Raw genomic sequence first — 22,614 nt, 5'->3', positions numbered from 1 at the left:
TGAACGCACGACCACCCGCAGACCGAGTTTCTCGCTCAGATGAGCGCACTTCAGCACGTCTGATTTCGATCGATGAACGATCAAGGGGTGGCACTCAGTGCCACCCCTTGAGGAAGTGCAGTCGCGCTTGATCCGCTCATCTGAGCGCAACCCTTATCATGGGTGGCGAGAATCACGCTGTCACAGGCACCCGGATATCACCATGCGGACCCCCGTCCGGACCGGAAACCCGCTTGTCACCAGCGTGCCTCACACCCCGAGCGCCCGCAGCCGCTCCTCGGCCCGCGCAGGCGCGTACAGGTACTCCACCACCAGCGCCCCGGCCCCCACCAGCCCCGCCCGCTCCCCCAGCCGCGAGGTGACGATGTCCAGGTGAGCGGTGGAACGCGACAGCGCCCGCTGGTACAGCAGCTCCCGTACGCCGGTCAGGAAGGGAGTTCCGGCCAGATCGCCGGCGATCATCAGCACACCGGGGTTGAGCAGCGTCACCACGGTCGCCAGCACCTCCCCCACCAGCCGCCCCGCCTCCCGGGCGAGGCCCACCGCCTCCGGATGCCCGGCCGCGAGCAGAGCGCGCACATCTGAGCCGGAGGCCGCCGGCACCCCCGCCTCGGCCAGCCGCCGGGCCACCGCGCCACCGCTGGCGACCGCGGCCAGACAGCCGTAGGAACCGCACCGGCACAGCGCCTGCGCGCCCTCCGGCACCCGGATGTGCCCGATGTCCCCGGCGCCGCCGTCGATGCCCCGGTAGACCGAGCCGTCCACGACCACGCCCGCGCCTATGCCGGTGGAGACCTTCACCAGGACGAACGCCGAGCAGTCGGCGTGGGCCGTGCGCTGTTCGCCGTACGCCATGAGGTTCGCGTCGTTGTCGACCAGGACCGGTACCTGCCCGGCGCCGGTGTACTCGGTGAAGGCCCTGGCCAGCCGGCCTCTTATGTCGTAGCCGTGCCAGCCCGGCATGATCGGCGGCTGCACCACGCGGCCGGTCTCGCTGTCCACGGGGCCGGGCACCGCGAGCCCGATGCCGCACACCTCCTCGGGCCGGTGGCCGGCCTGCGGCAGCAGCTCGGCGAACCAGCGGCCCAGCGCGTCGAGCACCGCGTCCGGGCCGTCCTCGACCAGCAGCGTGCCGCTGCGCTCGGCGCGGATCTCGCCGGTCAGCGACAGCAGGGCCACGCGCGCGTGCCGGGTGTCCAGGTCGGCGGCGAGCACCACCGCGTGCTCGTCGTCGAACTCAAGCGTGATGGAGGGGCGTCCGCCGAGCGGGGAGTCCACCGGACCGCCCGCCCCCTCGCGCAGCCAGCCCGCGCGGAACAGCCGTTCCAGGCGCTGCCCGACGGTGGCCCGGGACAGCCCGGTCGCCTGCTGCAGCGCTCCGCGCGTGGTGGCGCGTCCGCTGCGCACCAGTTCGAGCAGCTCGCCCGCACTCGCCTGACTCCTGGCAGTCATGCACACCCCCTTGTGTTTCCCAAGCTTGCATTACATATTGAGTTTTGCGTGTTAAATAGGCGTAACCCTGCGGTAGCCACTGCCGAACCGGTCGACAGTTCCGCCCGTGCCATTCTTGCGGGAGCCCCGAGTGGATCGCACTGCCCAGCTCATCGCCCACCGGACCGAAACGTCCGTTGCATACGATCCGGCCCTCCACGCCCATCCGCTGCACGTCGGCGCGGCGCGGGTGCTGGAGCAGAACTGGACGGGGACCTCCACGGTTCCCTCGCGGGGCCTCTACCCGCACCAGTGGTCCTGGGACTCGGCGTTCATCGCGATCGGGCTCAGGCATCTGTCCGCGTTACGGGCGCAGACCGAGCTGGAGACGCTGCTGTCCGCCCAGTGGGCCGACGGGCGCGTCCCGCACATCGTGTTCAACCCCTCGGTGCCGCTCGACGCGTACTTCCCGAGCCCCGACTTCTGGCGCTCCTCCACCGCCGGCCGCGCCGCGGGCGCCCCGCGCGGGGTGGAGACCTCGGGAATCGTGCAGCCGCCGGTGCACGCGCTCGCCGCCTGGCTGGTGCACCTCGCCGACCCCGAACTCTCCCGGGCCCGCGGCTTCCTGGCCCGTCTCCACCCCCGGCTGGCCGCCTGGCACCGCTACCTCCTGCACCGCCGCGACCTCGGCGGCGGGGGCCTCGCCTCCGTGGTGCACCCCTGGGAACAGGGCATGGACAACGCCCCCAGCTGGGACGCCCCGCTCGCCCGCGTCACCCCCGCCCCGGCGCGCTCCTTCCGCCGCGCCGACCTCGACCACGGCGCCCCCGAGGACCGGCCGACGGACCTGGACTACGGACGGTACGTGCGGCTGGCGGCGGACTACAGGGACCGCGGCTATGCCGACGGGCCCAGCGACTTCGCCGTCGAGGACCCCTCCTTCAACGCCCTCCTCATCGCCTCCGAGCACGCGCTGGCCCGTATCGCGCACGAGCTGGGCGCCGGCGGCACGGCCCGGCACGCCCGCGCCGAACGCCTCACCGCGGCCCTGATCGAGCGGCTGTGGGACCCGCGGACGGGCCAGTTCCTGTGCCGGGACCTGCGCGGCGGCGGACTCGTCCATGAGCGGGGCGTGTCCGGGCTGGTCCCGCTGCTCCTGCCGACATTGCCGCGCGACACCGTCGTATCGCTGGTGCGCACCCTGACCGGACCCCACTTCGGCCTCGGCACCGCCACCCGCCTCGCACCGAGCTACGACCTGCTCGGCGAGGCCTTCGACCCGCACCGGTACTGGCGCGGGCCGGCCTGGTTCAACACCAACTGGCTGCTGGAGCGCGGCCTGCGCCTCCACGGGCAGCGGGAGCACGCCGACGCCCTGCGCCGCGCGCTGCTGGACACCGCGCGCGAGAGCGGCTTCGCCGAGTACGTCGACCCGTACACCGGCGAGGCCTGCGGGGCGACCGGCTTCGGCTGGACCGCCGCGCTCGCGCTGGACCTGCTGCACACGCCGACGTTCGACCTGAGGGACATGAGGGACAAGGGAGGGGACCGGGCATGACCGATCGGCAGCATCTGCTCGTGTACGGCGGGACCTTCGCCGCCGTGGGTGACGGCGGCGACATCAGCGGGGTGCGGGGCGGCAGTTTTCCCGACGGGCTGTTCGTGCGGGACGCCCGGCATCTGAGCCGCTGGCAGCTCACGGTCGACGGGGCCGTGCCCGACACGCTCACCCCGGTCGCCGACGGGGACACGGCCCGCTGTGTCCTGGTGCCGCGCGGCGGCCGCCTGGAGCCCGCCGCGTACACGCTGTTCCGGGAACAGGCCGTCGCCGACAGCTCGTTCGTGGAAGCGGTGCGCATCACCAGCAACCGCCCGGTGCCGACCACCCTGCGCCTGGCGATCACCGCCGACGCCGACTTCGCCGACCAGTTCGAGCTGCGCTCCGACCACCGCACCTACGCCAAGCCCGGCGCGGTCCGCCACCGCCAGGCCCTCGACCACGGCGTGGAGTTCACCTACCAGCGCGGCAAATGGCTCTCCCGTACGACGGTCAGCTCCGAGCCCGCCCCCGACGGCGTGGAGGAGACCGGCACGGGCGCCCGGCGCCTGGTGTGGACGCTGGACCTGGAGCCGTACGGCACCGCCGAGCTCACCCTGCGGGTGATGGCCCGGCCGCACGGCGAGCAGCGGGCGCTGCGGGTGCCGGCCTCCCCGGCGGCGGTGGACGGACAGCTGCGGGCGCTGGAGGCCGGCTTCGTGGAGGGCATGGCCTTCCCGACCGGGTGGCCGGAGCTGGCCGCGGCCTGCGAGCGGGGCCTGGCCGACCTCGCCGCGCTCCAGGTCCCGGCGCGGGGCCCGGACGGCGAGGAGCTGCGCGTCCCGGCGGCGGGCGCACCCTGGTTCCTCACCCTGCTGGGCCGCGACGCGCTGCTCACCTCGCTGTTCGCGCTGCCGTACCGCCCGCAGCTGGCCGCCGCGACCCTGCCCGCGCTCGCCGCCACACAGGCCGGTGAGCACAGCGGCCCGGCGTCGGTGGCGCAGCCGGGGAAGATCGTGCACGAGGTGCGCCACGGCGAGCTGGCCTACTTCCACCAGGTGCCGTACGGCCGTTACTACGGCTCGGTGGACGCCACCCCGCTCTTCCTCGTCCTGCTCGGCGCCTACACCGAGCACACCGGCGACACCGTGCTCGCCCGCCGCCTGGAGTCCCACGCGCGCGCCGCGATCGGCTGGATGCTGGACCACGGCGGTCTGACCTCGCGCGGCTATCTGGTCTACCGCGCCGACCAGGGCGGGCTGGCCAACCAGAACTGGAAGGACTCCCCGGGCGCGATCTGCTGGGCCGACGGCACCCGCCCCACGGGCCCGGTGATGGCCGCGGGCGCCCAGGGCTACGCCTACGACGCCCTGCGCCGCACGGCGTGGCTGGCCCGCACGGTGTGGGAGGACCCGACCTACGCGGCACTGCTGGAGCAGTCCGCCGCCGATCTGCGCGACCGCTTCCAGCGCGACTTCTGGATGCCGGACCGCTCCTTCCCCGCGCTCGCCCTGGACGGCGAGGGCGGCCAGGTCGACGCCCTCGCCTCGGACGCCGGGCATCTGCTGTGGTCCGGGCTGCTGGACAAGGAGTACGGCGAACTGGTCGGCCGGCGGATGCTGGAGCCGGACTTCTTCTCCGGCTGGGGCGTGCGCACCCTGGCCGCGGGGCAGCCCGCCTACCACCCGCTGTCCTACCACCGCGGCTCGGTGTGGCCGCACGACAACGCGCTCATCGCCCTGGGCCTGGCCCGCTACGGCCTGCACGACGAGGCCCGTGCGGTCGCGGGCGCCCTGGTGGAGGCGGCTGCCGCGACCGGCAACCGGCTGCCGGAGGTACTCGCCGGCTACTCCCGCGAGGCCCACGCCGAGCCGGTGCCCTTCCCGTACGCGTGTATCCGCGAGTCCCGCGCGGCGGCGGCTCCGCTGGCGCTGCTGACCGCGGTGGGAGGGGCGTAGCGCCTCGGTTGAACGCTGTCCCCTGACGCCCCGTACGAAGGGGCGGCGGGCCCGGCTCCCCGTGCCGGGTCCGCCGTCGTCGTCGTAGGGGAAGGACCTCGGGTGAGGGGTTTTGGGCTGAAAGGCGTCGGGCCGAAGGCCCTCTGGCCGAAGGGCGGTACCCGGCACATCGCGGTCACGGTCTTCTGTTCCGTGCTGGTGCTGGGGGCCCTGCTGCTGCCGAACGCGCTCGTCGCGCTGCGTCCGGTGCGCTTTCTGCGGCTGCCCGGCGAGGCGGTGATCGGCGCGATCGTGCTGCTCGCCCTGCCGCGCCGGGGCCGTACGCCCGTGGCGGTGGCCATCGGTGTCGGGCTGGCCGCGCTGACGGTCCTGAACGTGCTGGACATCGGCTTCCGGCAGTATCTGGGCCGCGGCTTCAACCCCGTACTCGACTGGGAGCTGCTGGACGACGCCCACGGCTATCTGCGGGACACCCTCGGCGGCACGGCCGCGCTGGCCGCGACGGCCGGCACGCTCGCGGGGGTCGGCGCCCTGTTCGCCCTGCTCGCGTGGGCCACCGTACGGCTGGCCGGTGCCCTGGACCGGCATCGCTCGCAGGCGTCCCTGGGGGTGCTGGTGGCCGGGACGGTGTGGGTGACCTGCGCGGCGATCGGGCTGCAGATCGGCGGTGTGCCGTTCGCGGCCGACCGGGCGGCGCAGGCGGCGCTGAGCCAGGCGCGGCGGGTGCAGGTGACCCTGCGGGACGAGGCGGAGTTCGCGCAGGAGGCGCGGGCCGACGCGTTCGGCGCGACCCCGCCCGGGCAGCTGGTGCCGAACCTGCGCGGCAAGGACATGATCTTCGCGTTCGTCGAGAGCTACGGCCGCAGCGCGATCGAGGACCCGGGCATCGCGCCCGGGGTCACGGCCACGCTCGACGCGCGCACGAAGGCCCTGGAGAAGGCCGGTTACCGGGCCCGCAGCGGCTGGCTGACCTCGGCGACGTACGGCGGCGGCAGCTGGCTGGGGCACTCCACCTTCCTGTCGGGCCTGTGGATCGCCAACCAGGCCCGCTATCGCACGGTCACCTCCGGCGACCACCTCACTCTCACCAGGGCGTTCCGGAAGACGGGCGCCTGGCGCACGGTCGGCATCGTGCCCGGGGTGCGCAAGGGCTGGCCGGAGGCGAAGTTCTACGGCCTCGACCATGTCTACGACGCCCACCATCTCGGCTATCAGGGGCCGAAGTTCAGCTGGTCGACGATGCCGGACCAGTACGCGCTGGAGGCGTTCCAGCGCCTGGAGCACGGCCGTCGGCACGACAAGCCGCTGATGGCGGAGGTCATCCTGACGTCCAGTCACCAGCCGTGGGCGCCGATCCCGCGCACGGTCGGCTGGGACGAGCTGGGCGACGGCCGGATCTTCGACGGCATCGAGAAGGCGGGCCTGAACCCGGAGGACGTCATCGCCGACTCGGCGCGCTCGAAGCGGGAGTACGGCAGGTCGGTGCAGTACTCGGTGACCAGCCTGACCCAGTGGCTCCAGCGGTACGGCACCGACGACACGGTGCTGGTGTTCCTCGGCGACCATCAGCCGATCGCCCGGGTCAGCGGGGACCACGCGAGCCGTGATGTGCCGGTGTCGATCGTCGCCAAGGACCCGAAGGTGCTGGCGGCGATCGACGACTGGGGCTGGACGGAGGGCCTGCGGCCGGCGCACTCGGCCCCGGTGTGGAGGATGAGCGCGTTCCGCGACCGGTTCCTGCGGGCGTACGGGTCTGTGCCGAGTCCGACGAAGGGCTGACCGGCCGCTCGTCTCCCGCTCGTCAGCCGCTCGTCAGCCGCCGGAGGCGTACGGCGCTGTCCCCAGCTCCTGTTCAGCCGCCGGAGGTGTCCAGCTCGGCGTCCTCGCCGACGCCCGCGCAGTCGTAGGGGTCCTTCAGCCAGCCGTCGGGCAGGACGACCCGGTTGTTGCCGGACGTACGGCCGCGGGGGCCGTCGGCGCCGACCGGCCAGGCCTGGTCGAGGTCCAGCTCGTCGAGTCCGGCGCGCAGTTCCTCCAGGGAGGACGTGATCGCGAGCCGCTTGCGCATCTCGGAGCCGACCGCGAAGCCCTTCAGATACCAGGCGACGTGCTTGCGGAAGTCGATGACCCCGCGCGCCTCGTCGCCGATCCACTCGCCGAGCAGGGTGGCGTGCCGGACCATGACGTCGGCGACCTCGCGCAGGGACGGCCGCGCGATGTCGTCCGTACGCCCCTCGAAGGCGGCGACCAGATCGGCGAACAACCACGGCCGGCCCAGGCACCCGCGCCCGACGACGACTCCGTCGCAGCCGGTCTCGCGCACCATGCGCAGGGCGTCCTCGGCGGACCAGATGTCGCCGTTGCCGAGCACCGGGATCTCCGGCACGTGCTCCTTGAGGCGCGCGATGGCGTCCCAGTCGGCGGTGCCGCCGTAGTGCTGGGCGGTGGTGCGGCCGTGCAGGGCGATGGCGGTGACGCCCTCCTCTACGGCGATCCGGCCGGCGTCGAGGTAGGTGAGGTGGTCGTCGTCGATGCCCTTGCGCATCTTCATGGTGACGGGCAGGTCACCGGCGCCGCCGACGGCCTCGCGCAGGATGGCGCGCAGCAGGTTGCGCTTGTACGGCAGGGCCGAGCCGCCGCCCTTGCGGGTCACCTTGGGGACCGGGCAGCCGAAGTTGAGGTCGATGTGGTCGGCGAGGTCCTCCTCGACGATCATGCGGACGGCCTTGCCGACGGTGACCGGGTCGACGCCGTACAGCTGGATCGAGCGCGGCTTCTCGGTCGCGTCGAAGTGGATGAGCTGCATGGTCTTGTCGTTGCGCTCGACCAGCGCCCGGGTGGTGATCATCTCGCTGACGAAAAGACCCTTGCCGCCGGAGAACTCCCTGCACAGGGTGCGGAAGGGCGCGTTCGTGATCCCGGCCATGGGGGCGAGGACGACGGGCGGCTGGACGGAGTGGGGTCCGATCGTGAGCGTGGACGCGGGCGTGGACATGCCTCCATTGTGCCGTGCCCCGAACCTTGGGAATGTCTTTAGTTAGGCGCACTATTGAAAGGCGTAGTGTGGAACGCATGCCCGAGCCGAGCACCCGCCACCGTCATCTCGTCCTGGCGATCTGCTGCACCAGCCTGCTGATCGTGAGCCTGGACGTCACCGTCCTGAACGTGGCCCTTCCCTCCCTGCGCTCCGACCTGGGCGCGAGCACCTCCGGCCTGCAGTGGACGATCGACGCCTACACGCTCGTGGTCGCCTCGCTGCTGATGCTCGCGGGTTCCACCGCGGACCGGATCGGCCGCAAGCGGGTCTTCATGGCGGGCCTGGTCGTCTTCACCCTCGGCTCGGCCCTGTGCTCCATGGCGCCGACCCTGGAGGCGCTGATCGTGTTCCGCACGGTCCAGGCGGTCGGCGGCTCGATGCTGAACCCCGTCGCCATGTCGATCATCACCAACACCTTCACCGAGCCACGCGAACGCGCCCGCGCGATCGGGGTGTGGGGCGCGGTGGTCGGCATCTCGATGGCCGCGGGGCCGCTGGTCGGCGGGGTCCTGGTGGAGTCGGTGGGCTGGCGCTCGATCTTCTGGCTCAACCTGCCGGTGGGCCTGGCGGCCCTCCTGCTGACCCTGCGCCACATCCCGGAGTCCCGCGCACCGCACCCCCGCCGCCCCGACCCGGTGGGCCAGCTCCTGGTCATCGCCCTCTTCGGCTCCCTGACGTACGCGATCATCGAGGCCCCGAACGCCGGCCTCGCGACCGTCCTGCCCTTCGCGGCGGTGGCCGTGGCCGCCCTGACCGGACTGGTCCTGTACGAACCCCGCCGCGCCGAACCCCTCATCGACCTGCGCTTCTTCCGCTCGGCTCCCTTCAGCGGGGCCACGGTGATCGCCATCAGCGCCTTCGCGGCCCTCGGCGGGTTCCTGTTCCAGTCCACGCTGTACCTGCAGAACGAGCGGGGGCTCGACGCCCTGCACGCCGGCCTGTGGATGCTCCCGATGGCCGCACCGACCTTCCTGTGCGCACCCCTGTCGGGCCGCCTGGTGGGCAGCCGCGGACCACGCATCCCCCTGCTGATCGCCGGCCTCACCATGACGACCAGCGCGGTCATGTTCGCCGCGGGAGCCCAGACCTCCACGGCCGGCCTCTTCACCGGCTACCTGCTCTTCGGCATCGGCTTCGGCTTCGTGAACGCGCCGATCACCAACACGGCGGTGTCGGGCATGCCCCGCGCCCAGGCAGGCGTGGCCGCCGCGGTGGCCTCCACCAGCCGCCAACTGGGCCAGACCCTCGGCGTGGCCGTCGTGGGCGCGGTCCTGGCGTCGGGGGCGGGCTGGTGGGTGCTGGTGGGCTGCGGGGCGGCGGTCCTGGTGGTGGGGCTGGCGAGCAGCGGGGGCTGGGCCCGGGGGACGGCGGACCGGGTGTGGGGGCAGGAGGCTCCGCGCGAGCAGCCGCAGACCGCGCGAGGCTGAGGCCTGTCTTCCGGATCTGGCCGGTGTCGCGGACCAGGGCCTGTCGCAGGCCTGTCTTCCGGATGAGGCCGGTCTCGCGCCCTAGGGCCTGGCGCCGCGCTCCAGCGCGAGCTCGTGCAGCCGCACCAGTCGCTCCCGGCTCAGCTCGTCCGCGGGCGCGTAGGTGACCATCCGCGGGCCCACCTCGGGGCTGAGCCACAGGTCGGTGTGGTCGACGACGATCAGGCCGACGTGCCGGTTGAGGAACTCCTTGCGCTTGGTCCGGTGCGCGACCACCTCGTGCCGGTCCCACTCCTCGCAGAAGTCCGGGGACTCCGCGCGCAGCCGCTTGAGGAGCATCTTCCAGGCGGGCTCCCCGAGATGCCCGGCCATCGCGGCACGGAAGCGCGCGGCCATCAGCCGCTGGGCCTCGGCGAGGTGGACGATCGAGGAGCGCCACTCCTCGTTCGTGTAGGAGAGGATCATGCAGTTGCGGTCCTCGGCCGGCACCGCGTCCAGGTCGCACAGCAGCATCCCGTACGTGCGGTTGTAGGCGAGGATGTCGTACCGGCTGTTCTGCAGACAGGCCGGGAACGGCTCCAGCTGCTCCAGGACGGCCCGCAGCGCGGGCGTCACCGACGGGCACGCCGTCGCCGGGGTCGGGTCGATCGCCCCGGCGAGCTGGAAGAGGTGGGCGCGCTCGCCCGGGTCGAGCAGGAGGGTGCGGGCGAGGGCGTCGAGGACCTGCACGGAGACCTGGATGGGCCGCGCCTGCTCCAGCCACGTGTACCAGGTGACGCCGACCGCGGAGAGCTGGGCCACCTCCTCGCGGCGCAGTCCGGGCGTACGGCGCCGGCGGCCGCGTGGCAGGCCCACCTGCTCGGGGGTGATGTGCTCACGGCGATGGCGCAGGAAGGCGGCGAGTTCGTGCCGGCGGATCTCGGCGACGGCGGGGCGCGAGGCCGCCTGCTGCGCGGCCGGGGTCTCCTGGGCAGCCATGGTCGTCATGCCCCCATCGTGCCGGGCCCCCGACCCTGTTGCCAGGTAGTCCTTGTACCAGGACAAGGACACTCTGGTACCAGCCTGAGCGGTGGCCCAGGCTCGACGTCGTGACCGAAACCATGACTTCACGCCAGGTCCGCTCGCCGGTGGGCCCTCCCGGGCTGAGCGACCTCGGACTGTTCACCGTGCTGCTCGGAGCGGCACTCCCTCTCATCGACTTCTTCATCGTCAATGTCGCTCTGCCCGACATCGGCCGCGACCTCGCGGCGGGCGAGTCGGTCCTGGAGCTGGTGGTGGCCGGGTACGGCGTCGCGTACGCGGTGCTGCTGGTGCTCGGCGGACGGCTCGGCGACCAGTTCGGGCGGCGCCGCCTGTTCCTGGCCGGCATGGCGGCCTTCGGGCTGACCTCGCTGGCGTGCGGGCTCGCGCCGGGCGCGTGGAGTCTGGTCGCGGCGCGCATCGCGCAGGGCGCGGCGGCCGCCGCGATGCTGCCGCAGGTGCTGGCCACCGTGCAGGCGACGACCACCGGACCGCGCCGGGCCCGCGCGATGAGCCTGTACGGCGCGACGGCCGGGCTGTCCATGGTGGCCGGGCAGATCCTCGGCGGTCTGCTGGTCGCCGCGGACGTGGCGGGGATCGGCTGGCGGGCGGTGTTCCTGGTGAACGTACCTGTCGTGCTGGCCGGTCTGGCGCTGGCCGCGCGTGCGCTGCCGGAGACGCGCTCGCCGCGCCCGGAGCCGCTGGACGGTCCCGGCACGGTGCTGCTCGCGGTGTCCCTGCTGACGCTGCTGGCCCCGCTCACCGAGGGCCGGGCGGCGGGCTGGCCGCTGTGGACGTGGCTGTCGCTGGCCGCGTTCCCCTTCGCGGCGGCCGGGTTCTACGCGGTCGAGCGGCGGGCCGACCGGGCGGGGCGGACGCCGCTGGTGCCGCCGAGCCTGTTCGCGGTGAAGTCCCTGCGGCGCGGGCTGGTGATGATCCTGCCGTTCTCGATCGGGTTCAGCGGGTTCATGTTCGTGGTGGCCGTCGCCCTGCAGCAGGGCGCGGGGCTCGGGCCGGTCGCGGCGGGGCTGGCGCTCGCGCCGCTGGCCGTGGCGTTCTTCTTCCTGTCGCTGGCGGGGCCGCGGCTGGTGACCCGGTTCGGCACGCGCGTGGTGACCGCCGGTGCGGTGCTCCAGGCGGTGGGCATCGGGCTGATGGTGCTGGCCTTCTGGCGCACCTGGCCGGACCCGGGCTTCCTGGCGCTGCTGCCGGGCGGGGCGATCGCGGGGGCGGGGCAGGCGCTGCAACTGCCCGTCATCTTCCGGATCGTGATGTCCGAGGTGCCGCCGGAGCGTGCGGGGGTCGGCAGCGGCGTGATGAACACGACCCAGCAGTCGGCGCTGGCGCTCGGCGTGGCCACGCTCGGCTCGCTGTTCCTGTCGCTCGTCCCGTCGATGGGCATGCGGGACGCCCTCGTCGTGACGCTGCTGGTGCAGCTGGCGGGGATCGTGGTGACGGGGCTGCTGAGCCTGCGGCTGCCGCGGACGATCGCCTGAGGCCTGCTCCCCCGCGACCTGTGACAGGGCTGTGACCGGAGGAGTGGCTTCCGTCACAGCCCGGCGGGAGGGCCGCTGGTGGGGTGGGCGGACACACACGCGCTCACCGGGAGGAAGCCGGACCATGATGGTGCTGCTGGCCGGCCCCGCCTTCCTCGCCGCCGCCCTCGGGGCGGTCCTCGCCGTCGTCGCGGTCCTGAGCGCCGCCCTGCCGGGCCGGCCCGAGGACTGGCGACGGCTCCTGGTGCGGCGGGCCGCCTGGCTGGCCGCCACGGGGGCCGCGGCCGTCTACCTGTGGGGGGCTTTCGGTGTGGCGGCCTCCGAGAGCGCCTTCGGTGACGGCGCCGACTCGGTCCCGGCCCCCGCGTGCCGCGACGACGACATCCCGCCGGAGACCGTCGAGGGGCTGTCCCACCACCGGGCGTCCTACCTGCCGCTGGCGTTCGACTGCGTCCGCGAGGACGGCAGTGTCTACACCTCGGATCCCTACTACGGCGTGGCGAACCGTACGGCCCCGGTCCTCGCCGTCACCGCCGCGCTGCTCGCGATCGGCGCCGGCTACGCCTCCGAGCTGCGCCTCAGGCGCGCAGCCCCCGCAGCACCAGGTCGACCACAGCCGTGAACTCGGCCTCGATGCCCGGCTGTTCCCACTCCTTGGCGTAGCACGGGTCGTGGAAGCGGCCGGTCGCCTGGAACACCGCGAGGGCGGTGGCGGCCGGGTCGGCGGCGGTGAAGGTGCCGTCGGCGACGCCCGCCTCGACGATCCGGGTGAGCTGGCCGGCCAGGTCGGTGATGTGCTCGCCGACCGCCGCGGTGTTCTCCCCGGTGAGCACCATGTAGGTGGCGAACAGCTCGGGGTCGTCCCCGGCCTTGCGCCGCTTGGCCTCGAAGAGCCCCGCCAGCCAGTCCCGCAGCCGGGCCCGCGGGTCGCGCTCCTCGGCGACGATCACGGAGAGCGTCTCCGCGGTGCGGTCCAGCCACCGCTTGGTGACCGCCTCGCGCAGCGCCGCCTTGGTGCGGAAGTGCCGGTAGACGCTGCCGTGGCTGACCCCGAGCGCGCGGGCCACGTCGACCACGGTGGCCTTGGCCGGTCCGTGACGGCGCAGCACCTCCTCGGTCGCCTCGAGGATGCGCTCGGCGGTCAGGGTCTCGGTGGTCGCTGCCATGTCCTAGACGGTACCCGCCGCCGTCACTCGCTCCCGAGGTGAGCCATCTGCGCGGCCGGGTAGCGCTCGCCCGCCGCCGCGCCGGCCGGGACGGCCTCCTCGATAGCCGCGAGGTCGGCGGCCTCCAGGGTCACGTCCAGAGCGCCCAGGGACTCGGCCAGCCGCTCGCGGGTGCGGGCGCCGACCAGCGGGACGATGTCCTCGCCGCGCGACAGCACCCAGGCGATCGCGATCTGGGCCACGCTGACACCCTTCTCCGCGGCGATCTTGCGCAGCGCCTCGACGAGGTTCAGGTTGTGCCGGAGGTTGTCGCCCTGGAAGCGGGGGGACAGGGCCCGGAAGTCGCCCGCGCCGAGCTGCCGGTCGGCGGTGAAGTGGCCGGAGATCAGGCCCCGGGACAGCACGCCGTACGCCGTGATCGCGATGCCCAGTTCACGGGTGGCGGGAAGGATCTCCTCCTCGATGCCGCGGGAGATCAGCGAGTACTCGATCTGGAGGTCGGAGATCGGGGCGGTGGCGGCGGCCCTGCGGACGGTGTCGGCGCCGACCTCGCTGAGGCCGATGTGCCGGACGTACCCCTTCTCGACCAGCTCGGCGATCGCGCCGACCGTCTCCTCGATCGGGACGGTGGGGTCGAGGCGCGCGATGCGGTAGACGTCGATGTGGTCGACGCCCAGGCGCTGGAGGGAGTAGGCGGCGAAGTTCCGCACCGCGGCCGGCCGTCCGTCGTAGCCGCTCCAGCCGCCGTCCGGGTCGCGCAGGGCGCCGAACTTCACGCTGACCAGCGCCTGTTCGCGCCGGGCCGCGGGGGCGGTGCGCAGGGCCTCGCCGATCAGCAGTTCGTTGTGGCCCATGCCGTAGAAGTCGCCGGTGTCGAGCAGCGTCACACCGGCCTCCAGGGCCGCGTGGATCGTCGCGATGGACTCGGCCCGGTCCGCCTCTCCGTACAGCGCGGACATGCCCATGCAGCCGAGGCCGAGGGCGGAGACGTGGGGGCCGGTGGTGCCGAGGGTGCGTGTCTGGATCGTCATGGCATCCACCTTGCCATGACAGCTGACAGATTTCAATATCTGTCAGTCCAAACTTGTCATCTCCTTTGATGACGCGTCCCGGTCCAGACCTCTTGACGAAAGGTCTGGACCAGAGGACTGTCATGTCTACGACACCTCACCGCACCCCCACCGGGAGGCCTCGCATGCTCAGACGTCTGCTCGCCGGCGCCCTCACCGCGGCGCTCCTCTCCCCCCTGGGACTCACCACCGCGCCCACCGCCACGGCCGCCGAGACCTGCGCCCTGAAACCCCGCCCCGCCGGCAAGGTCCTCCAGGGTTACTGGGAGAACTGGGACGGCGCCGCGAACGGCGTCCACCCGCCCTTCGGCTGGACCCCGATCACCGACTCCCGCATCCCCGCGCACGGCTACAACGTCCTCAACGCGGCCTTCCCCGTGATCCGCTCCGACGGCACCGCGCTGTGGGAGGACGGCATGGACAGCGGCGTGAAGGTGGCCACGCCGTCGGAGATGTGCGCGGCCAAGGCGGCCGGGCGGACGATCCTGCTGTCCATCGGCGGCGCGACGGCCGGCATCGACCTCAACTCCACGGTGGTGGCCGACCGTTTCGTCGCGACGATCGTGCCGATCCTGAAGACGTACAACTTCGACGGCATCGACATCGACATCGAGACCGGCCTGGTCGGCAGCGGCAGCATCACCCAGCTGTCCACGTCCCAGGCGAACCTGATCCGCATCATCGACGGCATCCTGGCCCGTATGCCGGCCGGCTTCGGCCTCACCATGGCGCCCGAGACGGCGTACGTCACCGGCGGCAGCGTCGTCTACGGCTCCATCTGGGGCGCCTACCTGCCGATCATCAAGAAGTACGCCGACAACGGCCGCCTGTGGTGGCTGAACATGCAGTACTACAACGGCAGCATGTACGGCTGCTCCGGCGACTCCTACTCCGCGGGCACGGTCGAGGGCTTCGTCGCCCAGACCGACTGCCTCAACAGGGGCCTGGTCGTGCAGGGCACCACGATCCGGGTCCCGTACGACAAGCAGGTGCCGGGTCTGCCGGCCCAGTCGGGCGCGGGCGGCGGTTATATGTCCCCGAGCCTGGTCGCCCAGGCCTGGCGGCACTACGGCACGTCGCTCAAGGGCCTGATGACCTGGTCGGTCAACTGGGACGGTGCACGCGGCTGGACCTTCGGCGACAACGTCAAGGCGCTTCAGGGGCGTTGACCCCGGCGGGCACCCCGAGCACCCGCAGCATCGCCCGCGTCGCCGGGCTCGGGTTGAACCGGCTCCACGCCAGACACTCCAGCCGGTGCGGCCCGTCCACCACCGGCACCAGCGCCAGCTCGGGGTCGCCCGCGGCCAGCGGCCGGATGAAGGCCGAGGGCAGCAGCGCGACCCCGAGCCCGCGCGCGGTCAGCCGGGTGATCATCTCGACCACCCCCACCTCGTACGCCACGTCCCGCGCCAACCCCGCGGCGGCGAACGCCTGATCGGACTGCGCCCGCGCGGGCGTGCCCACCATGAAGTCCACGAACGTCTCCCCGGCGATGTCCCGCAACGCCACCCGCGAGGCCCCCGCGAGCCGGTGCCCGCCCGGCACCACCAGCACATGCTCGTCATGGTCGAGCACCAACGTCTCGACCCCGGTGGGCAGTTGCCCCTCCGGCAGCCCCAGGAACGCGATGTCCAGCTCGCCGTCCCGGATCGCCGCCACGAGATCGTCACTGCGCCCGGACCGCAGCACCACCCGCACCTGCGGGTACTGGGCCCGGTACCGCTGCAGCAGTTCGGGTACGTCGACGGCGGCCGCGGTCACGATCACCCCGACGGCCAGCCTGCCCCGCACCACGCCCGCCGCCGCGGAGGCGTCCGCCACCGCCCGGTCGGCCGCCTCCAGGCACTCCCGCGCCCGCACGACGAACGCCTCCCCCGCGGGCGTCGGCTCCACCCGGCGGCTGGACCGCGCGAACAGCCGCACCCCCAGCTCCCGTTCGAGTCCCGCGATGCGGTGGCTCAGGGACGACTGCACCACGGAGCACCGCTCGGCGGCCCGGGTGAAGTTGCGCGTCTCGGCGACGGCGACGACGTACCGCATCTGCTGAAGATCCACAGGATTCATCGTCCTGGGCCATGGCTGCCATCGCAACCATGCTTTGGAGCCATGGACTTCAGGGGCCGAGACTCCTCGCATGCAGACCTCGACCTCGTACGGACCGCGTGCGGCGACCGTGGCCCTGACTGCCCTCGCCCCGGTCTCCTGGGGCACCACGTACGCCGTCACCACCGAGCTGCTGCCCGCCGGGCATCCGCTGTTCGCCGCGGTGATGCGCGCCCTGCCCGCCGGACTGCTGGCGCTGGCGATCACCCGGGTGCTGCCGCGCGGCGACTGGTGGTGGAAGGCCGCCGTCCTCGGCACCCTCAACATCGGCGCACTGTTCCCGCTGCTGTTCGTGGCCGCCGAACGCCTGCCCGGCGGGGTCGCCGGCACCCTCGGCGCCGTCCAGCCGCTGCTGGTCGCCGCTCTCGCCATCGGGGTGCTGCACACCCGGCCGACGGCCTGGACCTGGAGCTGGGGCGTGATCGGCGTGCTCGGTGTCGGCCTGGTGGTGCTCGGGCCGGGGGCCCGGCTGGACGCGGTCGGCGTGCTCGCCGGCCTCGGCGGCACGGCGGGCATGGCCACCGGCGTGGTCCTCACCCGGCGCTGGGGCCGCCCCGCCGGGGTCGGCGCGATGACCCTGGCGGGCTGGCAACTCACCGTGGGCGGGCTGGTGTTGCTGCCCCTCACCCTCGCCGTGGAGGGCATCACGCCCCCGCCGGTCGACGTGGACGCCGTCGCCGGCTACCTCTGGCTGGGCAGCATGGGCGGGCTGATCTCGTTCACGCTCTGGTTCCGCGGGCTCGGCAGGCTGCCGGTGGCCGCCTCCGCCCCGCTGGTGCTGCTGTCCCCGCTGGTCGCGACCCTGGTCGGTCTCGCCCTCGGGGAGACCCTCGGCCCCCTCCAGGCCCTCGGCTTCGTCCTCGCCCTCGCCTCGCTGCTCGCCGCGCAGTTCAGCGCGCCGCGCCTGCGCGGAAGCAACCCGCACACCAAGGAGAACGCATCCCATGACGACACCTCTGACGATCGCCGTCCTCGGCGCGACCGGCATGGTCGGCAGCCGAGTGATCACCGAGGCGGCCGGCCGCGGACACCGGATCCGCGCTCTGTCCCGCAAGCCCGCCGGTGACCACCCGCACATCACGCCGGTCCCCGTCGACGCGACCGACACGGACGCCCTGCGCGCGGCCCTGACGGGCGTGGACGCGGTGGTGGTCGCGGTCCGCACGAACCCGGTCGACGAGCCCTTCCTCGTCGGTACGACCGTCGCGGTGCTGGACCTGGGCATACGCACCCTGGTGGTCGGCGGCGCCGGCGTCCTGCGCAGCCCGGCCGAGCCGGACCTGCTGGTCGCGGACAACCCGGCCTACGTCCCGGCGGAGATCAGGCCCGTCGCCGCGGCCGGCCTGGCCCAGCTCGCCGCCTGCCGCGCCCACCCCCACCACGCCTGGACCTACCTCGCCCCACCGGCCCTCCTGGAACCAGGCACCCGCACAGGCACGTACCGCCGCGGCACGGACACCCTGCTGACGGCGTCCGACGGCCGCTCGTGGATCAGCGCGGAGGACCTGGCGGTGGCGGCGGTGGACGAACTGGAGAGGCCGGGCGGGGAGCAGCTGATCACGGTGGCGCATCGCTGAGAGACAGCGGAAAAGGACGAGCCCACCCTCCAGCCGAGTGGTAACGGGCGGAGGGTGGGCAAAGGCCGGGGGTCCAGGGGGCGGAGCCCCCTGGTACCTCAAGAGCAGCGAAGCTCAGCAGCCAATAAGCCGCGAGGCGAGGTAGCCCTCGATCTGGTCGAGGGACACCCGCTCCTGCTTCATGGTGTCGCGCTCACGCACGGTCACCGCGTTGTCGTCCAGCGTGTCGAAGTCGACGGTCACACAGAACGGCGTACCGATCTCGTCCTGGCGACGGTAGCGGCGCCCGATCGCACCGGCGTCGTCGAACTCGATGTTCCAGTGCTGGCGCAGCGCCTGGGCGAGGCCCTTGGCCTTCGGCGACAGCTCCGCGTTGCGGGACAGCGGCAGGACGGCGACCTTCACCGGGGCGAGGCGGTGGTCGAGGCGCAGCACGGTGCGCTTCTCCATCTTGCCCTTGGCGTTGGGCGCCTCGTCCTCGACGTACGCGTCGAGCAGGAACGCCAGCATCGCGCGGCCGACACCGGCCGCGGGCTCGATGACGTACGGCGTCCAGCGCTCCTGGGCCTCCTGGTCGTAGTAGGCGAGGTCCTGGCCGGAGGCCTTGGAGTGGGCACCGAGGTCGTAGTCGGTGCGGTTGGCGACGCCCTCCAGCTCACCCCACTCGTTGCCGCCGAACTGGAAGCGGTACTCGATGTCGGCGGTGCGCTTGGAGTAGTGGGAGAGCTTCTCCTTCGGGTGCTCGTACCACCGCATGTTCTCCTCGCGCAGGCCCAGGCCGGTGTACCAGTTCCAGCGCTGCTCCATCCAGTACTCCTGCCACTTCTCGTCCTCGCCCGGCTTGACGAAGAACTCCATCTCCATCTGCTCGAACTCGCGGGTGCGGAAGATGAAGTTGCCGGGCGTGATCTCGTTGCGGAAGGACTTGCCCATCTGCGCGATGCCGAACGGCGGCTTCTTGCGCGAAGCGACCTGCACCTGGGCGAAGTTGGTGAAGATGCCCTGGGCGGTCTCGGGGCGCAGGTAGGCGATGGAGCCGGTGTCCTGCGTCGGGCCGAGGTGGGTGGCGAGCAGGCCCGAGAACTGCTTGGGCTCGGTGAACTGGCCCTTGTTGCCGCAGTTGGGGCAGTTGATGTCCGCCAGGCCGTTCTCCGGCGCACGGTTGTGCTTGGCCTCGTAGGCCTCCTCCAGGTGGTCCGCGCGGAACCGCTTGTGGCAGGAGGTGCACTCGGTGAGCGGGTCGGAGAAGGTGGCGACGTGACCGGAGGCGACCCAGACCTCGGGGGCGAGGATCACGGAGGAGTCGATACCGACCACGTCCTCGCGCGACGTCACCATGTAGCGCCACCACTGGCGCTTCAGGTTCTCCTTGAGCTCGACACCCAGCGGTCCGTAGTCCCAGGCGGCGCGCTGACCGCCGTAGATCTCACTGCAGGGGAAAACGAAGCCACGGCGCTTGCTCAGGCTGACGATGGTGTCGATCTTGTCGGCGGCCACGGTGCTCTCTTCATTACGACGACGGGCGACGAAGCGAGGTGCTTCCAGCGAATGCTTCAGATTACCGGCGCAGGCTGCCCCTCGACCAAATCGGTCCGGTCTTCGGCCCGTTCAGCAGCTTTGTTGACAATGGTTTCCATCTTTGCTGAAAATGAGTGTCATGAACGTACGACGACAGCACATATCCGGGATCGCGATCGCGGCGGCCACCGCTCTCGGTCTCGCGACCCTGTCCGCCTGCTCCTCCGACAGCTCGGCTGCGGGCAACACGGACAAGTTCGACGTCGTCGCGTCGTTCTACCCGATGGAGTTCCTCGCGGAGCGGATAGGCGGGGACCACGTCCATGTGACGACCCTCACCGAGCCCGGCCAGGAGCCGCACGATCTGGACATCAGCGCCCAGCAGCGGGCACAGCTGGAGGAGTCCGACGCGGCCCTCTACCTCGCCGGCCTCCAGCCCGCCGTCGACGACGCCGTGAAGCAGTCCGGCATCGACACGAAGATCGACGCGGCCGAGCTGACCGACCTCGAGGACCACGGCGCCGAGGACGGCCATGACCATGGCGCCTCGGAGGCTTCCGAGGAAGAGGACGGCGCCCACCTCGACCCGCACGTGTGGACCGACCCGGTCAAGTACGCCGAGATCGCCAAGGGCGTCGGCAAGGCCTTCGCGAAGGCCGACCCGGACCACGCCGCCGACTACGAGAAGAACACCGCCGCCCTGGTCAAGCAGCTCGGCGAGCTGAACACGGACCTCGCGGACGGCCTGAAGAACACGAAGACCAAGGTCTTCTTCACCAACCACGCCTCCTTCGGCTACTTCGCCGAGCGCTACGGCCTCACCCAGGAGGCCATCTCCGGCCTCGACCCGGAGAGCGAGCCCAGCCCCGCCCGCGTCAGGGAGCTCCAGGAGGAGGCCAAGGCCGACGGCGTGACCACCGTCTTCTACGAGACACTGGTCTCCGACAAGACCGCGAAGACCCTCGCCTCCGACGCCGGCCTGAAGACGGACGTCCTCGACCCCGTCGAGGGCATCACCGACAAGTCCCGCGGCGACGACTACTTCCAGGTCATGCGGGCAAACCTCAAGGCGCTCCAGACCGCCCTGGGAACCAAATGAGCTTCACGGAGGACGCCATGGGCGCGAGCACCGAGCCCGTCATATCCCTGCGCGGCGTACGCGCCGAGCTGGGTTCGCGCACCGTCCTGCGCGGCATCGACCTCACCGTCCGGCGCGGTGAGGTCGTCGCGCTGCTCGGCGCGAACGGCTCCGGCAAGTCGACCGCCGTACGCAGCGTCATCGGCCAGGTGCCGGTGTCGGCCGGTGAGATCGAGCTGTTCGGCACCCCGCGCCGCCGCTTCCGCGACTGGGCGCGCGTGGGCTACGTACCGCAGCGCACCACCGCCGCGGGCGGCGTGCCCGCCACCGTCACCGAGGTCGTCTCCGCGGGCCGCCTGTCCCGCGCCCGCCTCGGCGTCCTGCGCAAGGCCGACCACGCGGCCGTACGCCGTGCCCTGGACCTCGTCGGCATGGCCGACCGCGCCAAGGACTCCGTCGACGCCCTCTCCGGCGGCCAGCACCAGCGCGTGCTGATCGCCCGCGCGCTCGCCTCCGAGCCCGAGCTGCTGATCATGGACGAGCCGATGGCGGGCGTCGACCTGGCCAGCCAGGAGGTGCTCGCGGAGACCCTGCGCACCCAGGTCGCCGCGGGCGCCACCGTCCTGCTGGTCCTGCACGAACTCGGACCGCTGGAGCCCCTGATCGACCGGGCGGTCGTCCTGCGCGACGGCTGCGTCCTGCACGACGGCCCGCCGCCCGAGGCGGTCGGCCAGCACGCGCTGCCCGGCCACGACCACGTACACCCGCACGCGGCCCACGACGCCGAGCCGATCCGCACAGGACTGCTGAGCTGATGGAATTCCTGAACTACGCCTTCATGCAGCGGGCCCTGATCGCCGCGGTCCTCGTCGGCATCACCGCGCCCGCGATCGGCATCTACCTCGTCCAGCGCCGCCAGGCCCTCATGGGCGACGGCATCGGCCATGTCGCCATGACCGGCGTCGGCCTCGGCTTCATGCTGTCCTGGTCCCCGGTGTGGATGGCCACGCTGGTCTCCGTCGCCGGCGCGGTCCTGATGGAACTGATCCGCTGGTACGGCAAGACCCGCGGCGACATCGCCCTCGCCATGCTCTTCTACGGCGGTATGGCCGGCGGCGTGATGCTGATCAACCTCGCGCCCGGCGGCGCCAACGCCAACCTGATGTCGTTCCTCTTCGGCTCCCTGTCCACGGTGTCCGAGGCGGACGTCCAGGCCATCTGCATCCTCGCCGGATTCGTGATCCTCACCACTTTGCTGCTGCGCCGCCAGCTGTTCGCCGTCAGCCAGGACGAGGAGTTCGCGCGGGTCACCGGGCTGCCGGTGCGCGCGCTGAACCTCCTCGTCGCCGTCACGGCCGCGGTGACGGTCACGGTCGCCATGCGCGTGGTCGGCCTGCTGCTGGTCTCGGCCCTGATGGTGGTCCCGGTGGCCGCCGCCCAGCAGATCAGCCGCAGCTTCGCCACCACCTTCGTCATCGCGGTCGCGCTGGGCGTGACGGTGACCATCGGCGGCACGGTGACCTCCTACTACCAGGACGTACCGCCCGGCGCGACGATCGTGCTGCTCGCCATCGCCGCCTTCATCGCCCTGACCGCGCTGGCCACTCCCCTGGCCCGTCGCAGGGCCCGGGCGGCGGCCGCCGCGGTGCCCGCGGGAGACCCGGCGGAGTGTGCGATTCCGGCCAGCCGGGGCCCCGAGAAGGAAGTCGGCGTCTGACCGCCCCCTGCCCGGGCTGGCACAATGGCCCGGCAAGGCGAGACGTGAGGAGGCAACCGGTGACGACCGCTGGACCGCCCGTGAAGGGCCGCTCCACCCGGCAGCGTGCCGCGGTGGCGGCCGCGCTCGACGAGGTCGACGAGTTCCGCAGCGCGCAGGATCTGCACGACATGCTCAAGCACAAGGGCGACTCCGTCGGCCTCACCACGGTCTACCGCACCCTGCAGTCCCTCGCCGAGGCCGGCGAGGTCGACGTCCTGCGCACCTCCGACGGCGAGTCCGTCTACCGCCGCTGCTCGACCGGCGAACACCACCACCACCTCGTCTGCCGCGCCTGCGGCAAGGCCGTCGAGGTCGAGGGCCCGGCCGTGGAGACCTGGGCGGAGGCCATCGCCGCGGAACACGGCTATGTGAACGTGGCGCACACGGTGGAGATCTTCGGCACCTGCGCGGACTGCGCGACGAAGGGCTGACCGGCC

Annotated in this window: 20 protein-coding genes; 13 read left to right on the top strand and 7 right to left on the bottom strand. The window is 72.4% G+C overall.

Annotated elements, in window-relative coordinates; genetic code table 11:
• Positions 1 to 249: 249 nt before the first annotated feature.
• A complete protein-coding gene (locus RKD23_RS25650) occupies positions 250 to 1,452 on the bottom strand; it encodes an ROK family protein (protein ID WP_424855803.1) in 1,203 nt (400 codons plus the stop codon).
• 130 nt (positions 1,453 to 1,582) lie between these two features.
• Between RKD23_RS25650 and RKD23_RS25645 the strand changes: the two genes are divergently transcribed.
• The 3 genes from RKD23_RS25645 (at position 1,583) to RKD23_RS25635 (ending at position 6,705) form a co-directional block, all read left to right on the top strand.
• Positions 1,583 to 2,989, top strand: a complete 1,407-nt coding sequence (locus RKD23_RS25645; protein ID WP_424855802.1) for an MGH1-like glycoside hydrolase domain-containing protein — start codon at positions 1,583 to 1,585, stop codon at positions 2,987 to 2,989.
• Positions 2,986 to 4,926 (top strand): glycogen debranching N-terminal domain-containing protein, encoded by a 1,941-nt coding sequence (locus RKD23_RS25640; RefSeq protein WP_424855801.1) that lies wholly within the window; start codon positions 2,986 to 2,988, stop codon positions 4,924 to 4,926. The genes RKD23_RS25645 and RKD23_RS25640 overlap by 4 nt, the downstream gene beginning before the upstream one ends.
• A gap of 102 nt (positions 4,927 to 5,028) precedes the next feature.
• The gene (locus tag RKD23_RS25635; RefSeq protein WP_424855800.1) at positions 5,029 to 6,705 is read left to right on the top strand and encodes a CDP-alcohol phosphatidyltransferase; all 1,677 of its coding nucleotides are present in this window, start codon (positions 5,029 to 5,031) and stop codon (positions 6,703 to 6,705) included.
• Between the two features lie 73 nt (positions 6,706 to 6,778).
• Here RKD23_RS25635 and dusB read toward each other — a convergent pair whose 3' ends face one another.
• A complete protein-coding gene (dusB, locus tag RKD23_RS25630; protein ID WP_424855799.1) occupies positions 6,779 to 7,921 on the bottom strand; it encodes a tRNA dihydrouridine synthase DusB in 1,143 nt (380 codons plus the stop codon).
• Positions 7,922 to 7,998: 77 nt separating this feature from the next.
• On the opposite strand from dusB, the gene RKD23_RS25625 reads away from it, so the two are divergent.
• Positions 7,999 to 9,390 carry an MFS transporter gene (locus tag RKD23_RS25625; protein ID WP_424855798.1) on the top strand — a complete coding sequence of 464 codons (1,392 nt, stop codon included), beginning with the start codon at positions 7,999 to 8,001 and terminating at the stop codon, positions 9,388 to 9,390.
• Positions 9,391 to 9,471: 81 nt separating this feature from the next.
• Here RKD23_RS25625 and RKD23_RS25620 read toward each other — a convergent pair whose 3' ends face one another.
• Positions 9,472 to 10,377: a helix-turn-helix transcriptional regulator gene (locus tag RKD23_RS25620; protein ID WP_424855797.1), complete on the bottom strand. Its 906-nt coding sequence runs from the start codon at positions 10,375 to 10,377 to the stop codon at positions 9,472 to 9,474.
• 101 nt (positions 10,378 to 10,478) lie between these two features.
• On the opposite strand from RKD23_RS25620, the gene RKD23_RS25615 reads away from it, so the two are divergent.
• Positions 10,479 to 11,906, top strand: coding sequence for an MFS transporter (locus tag RKD23_RS25615; RefSeq protein ID WP_424855796.1), 1,428 nt, complete (start codon positions 10,479 to 10,481; stop codon positions 11,904 to 11,906).
• Between the two features lie 124 nt (positions 11,907 to 12,030).
• The gene (locus RKD23_RS25610; RefSeq protein WP_424855795.1) at positions 12,031 to 12,528 is read left to right on the top strand and encodes a hypothetical protein; all 498 of its coding nucleotides are present in this window, start codon (positions 12,031 to 12,033) and stop codon (positions 12,526 to 12,528) included.
• On the opposite strand, the gene RKD23_RS25605 is transcribed toward RKD23_RS25610, so the two are convergent.
• Both RKD23_RS25605 and RKD23_RS25600 read right to left on the bottom strand, forming a co-directional pair.
• Positions 12,485 to 13,072 carry a TetR/AcrR family transcriptional regulator gene (locus RKD23_RS25605; protein WP_424855794.1) on the bottom strand — a complete coding sequence of 196 codons (588 nt, stop codon included), beginning with the start codon at positions 13,070 to 13,072 and terminating at the stop codon, positions 12,485 to 12,487. The genes RKD23_RS25610 and RKD23_RS25605 overlap by 44 nt on opposite strands.
• Before the next feature lie 23 nt (positions 13,073 to 13,095).
• The gene (locus tag RKD23_RS25600; RefSeq protein ID WP_424855793.1) at positions 13,096 to 14,103 is read right to left on the bottom strand and encodes an aldo/keto reductase; all 1,008 of its coding nucleotides are present in this window, start codon (positions 14,101 to 14,103) and stop codon (positions 13,096 to 13,098) included.
• Between the two features lie 164 nt (positions 14,104 to 14,267).
• Here RKD23_RS25600 and RKD23_RS25595 point away from each other — a divergent pair, with 164 nt between their 5' ends.
• Positions 14,268 to 15,311, top strand: a complete 1,044-nt coding sequence (locus RKD23_RS25595; protein WP_424855792.1) for a chitinase — start codon at positions 14,268 to 14,270, stop codon at positions 15,309 to 15,311.
• Here RKD23_RS25595 and RKD23_RS25590 read toward each other — a convergent pair.
• On the bottom strand, positions 15,289 to 16,197 hold the full coding sequence (locus RKD23_RS25590) for a LysR family transcriptional regulator (protein ID WP_424855791.1): 909 nt from the start codon (positions 16,195 to 16,197) through the stop codon (positions 15,289 to 15,291). The two genes, RKD23_RS25595 and RKD23_RS25590, sit on opposite strands and share 23 nt — an antisense overlap.
• Before the next feature lie 79 nt (positions 16,198 to 16,276).
• Between RKD23_RS25590 and RKD23_RS25585 the strand changes: the two genes are divergently transcribed.
• Positions 16,277 to 17,311 carry an EamA family transporter gene (locus RKD23_RS25585; RefSeq protein WP_424855790.1) on the top strand — a complete coding sequence of 345 codons (1,035 nt, stop codon included), beginning with the start codon at positions 16,277 to 16,279 and terminating at the stop codon, positions 17,309 to 17,311.
• A complete protein-coding gene (locus RKD23_RS25580) occupies positions 17,232 to 17,822 on the top strand; it encodes an NAD(P)-dependent oxidoreductase (protein ID WP_424858330.1) in 591 nt (196 codons plus the stop codon). The genes RKD23_RS25585 and RKD23_RS25580 overlap by 80 nt, the downstream gene beginning before the upstream one ends.
• Positions 17,823 to 17,936: 114 nt before the next feature.
• Here the strand turns inward: RKD23_RS25580 and RKD23_RS25575 are convergent, their stop codons facing one another.
• A complete protein-coding gene (locus tag RKD23_RS25575) occupies positions 17,937 to 19,319 on the bottom strand; it encodes a glycine--tRNA ligase (protein ID WP_404035275.1) in 1,383 nt (460 codons plus the stop codon).
• A gap of 160 nt (positions 19,320 to 19,479) precedes the next feature.
• On the opposite strand from RKD23_RS25575, the gene RKD23_RS25570 reads away from it, so the two are divergent.
• The 4 genes from RKD23_RS25570 to RKD23_RS25555 are packed head-to-tail and all read left to right on the top strand — an operon-like array spanning position 19,480 to position 22,608.
• On the top strand, positions 19,480 to 20,439 hold the full coding sequence (locus tag RKD23_RS25570; RefSeq protein WP_424855789.1) for a metal ABC transporter substrate-binding protein: 960 nt from the start codon (positions 19,480 to 19,482) through the stop codon (positions 20,437 to 20,439).
• A complete protein-coding gene (locus RKD23_RS25565) occupies positions 20,436 to 21,233 on the top strand; it encodes a metal ABC transporter ATP-binding protein (protein WP_424855788.1) in 798 nt (265 codons plus the stop codon). Before RKD23_RS25570 ends, RKD23_RS25565 begins: the two co-directional genes overlap by 4 nt.
• Complete coding sequence (locus tag RKD23_RS25560; protein WP_424855787.1) at positions 21,233 to 22,135, top strand: metal ABC transporter permease; 903 nt, start codon at positions 21,233 to 21,235, stop codon at positions 22,133 to 22,135. Before RKD23_RS25565 ends, RKD23_RS25560 begins: the two co-directional genes overlap by 1 nt.
• A gap of 59 nt (positions 22,136 to 22,194) precedes the next feature.
• Entirely contained in the window at positions 22,195 to 22,608 is a 414-nt protein-coding gene (locus RKD23_RS25555; RefSeq protein ID WP_404035287.1) for a Fur family transcriptional regulator, read from the top strand.
• The last annotated feature ends 6 nt before the right edge of the window (positions 22,609 to 22,614 follow it).

The sequence above is a fragment of the Streptomyces sp. SAI-170 genome (assembly GCF_049739565.1).
Lineage (GTDB): Bacteria > Actinomycetota > Actinomycetes > Streptomycetales > Streptomycetaceae > Streptomyces.
The sequence above is the reverse complement of the archived record's forward strand: the minus strand, read 5'-3'. Positions and strand labels throughout refer to the sequence as shown.

Coding starts and splice junctions, on each gene's coding strand:
- RKD23_RS25610 (WP_424855795.1), top strand. CDS start 12,031: ATGATGGTGCTGCTGGCCGGCCCCGCCTTCCTCGCCGCCGCCCTCGGG.
- RKD23_RS25580 (WP_424858330.1), top strand. CDS start 17,232: ATGGTCGGCAGCCGAGTGATCACCGAGGCGGCCGGCCGCGGACACCGG.
- dusB (WP_424855799.1), bottom strand. CDS start 7,921: ATGTCCACGCCCGCGTCCACGCTCACGATCGGACCCCACTCCGTCCAG.
- RKD23_RS25620 (WP_424855797.1), bottom strand. CDS start 10,377: ATGACGACCATGGCTGCCCAGGAGACCCCGGCCGCGCAGCAGGCGGCC.
- RKD23_RS25605 (WP_424855794.1), bottom strand. CDS start 13,072: ATGGCAGCGACCACCGAGACCCTGACCGCCGAGCGCATCCTCGAGGCG.
- RKD23_RS25595 (WP_424855792.1), top strand. CDS start 14,268: ATGCTCAGACGTCTGCTCGCCGGCGCCCTCACCGCGGCGCTCCTCTCC.
- RKD23_RS25585 (WP_424855790.1), top strand. CDS start 16,277: ATGCAGACCTCGACCTCGTACGGACCGCGTGCGGCGACCGTGGCCCTG.
- RKD23_RS25565 (WP_424855788.1), top strand. CDS start 20,436: ATGAGCTTCACGGAGGACGCCATGGGCGCGAGCACCGAGCCCGTCATA.
- RKD23_RS25640 (WP_424855801.1), top strand. CDS start 2,986: ATGACCGATCGGCAGCATCTGCTCGTGTACGGCGGGACCTTCGCCGCC.
- RKD23_RS25625 (WP_424855798.1), top strand. CDS start 7,999: ATGCCCGAGCCGAGCACCCGCCACCGTCATCTCGTCCTGGCGATCTGC.
- RKD23_RS25570 (WP_424855789.1), top strand. CDS start 19,480: ATGAACGTACGACGACAGCACATATCCGGGATCGCGATCGCGGCGGCC.
- RKD23_RS25560 (WP_424855787.1), top strand. CDS start 21,233: ATGGAATTCCTGAACTACGCCTTCATGCAGCGGGCCCTGATCGCCGCG.
- RKD23_RS25600 (WP_424855793.1), bottom strand. CDS start 14,103: ATGACGATCCAGACACGCACCCTCGGCACCACCGGCCCCCACGTCTCC.
- RKD23_RS25650 (WP_424855803.1), bottom strand. CDS start 1,452: ATGACTGCCAGGAGTCAGGCGAGTGCGGGCGAGCTGCTCGAACTGGTG.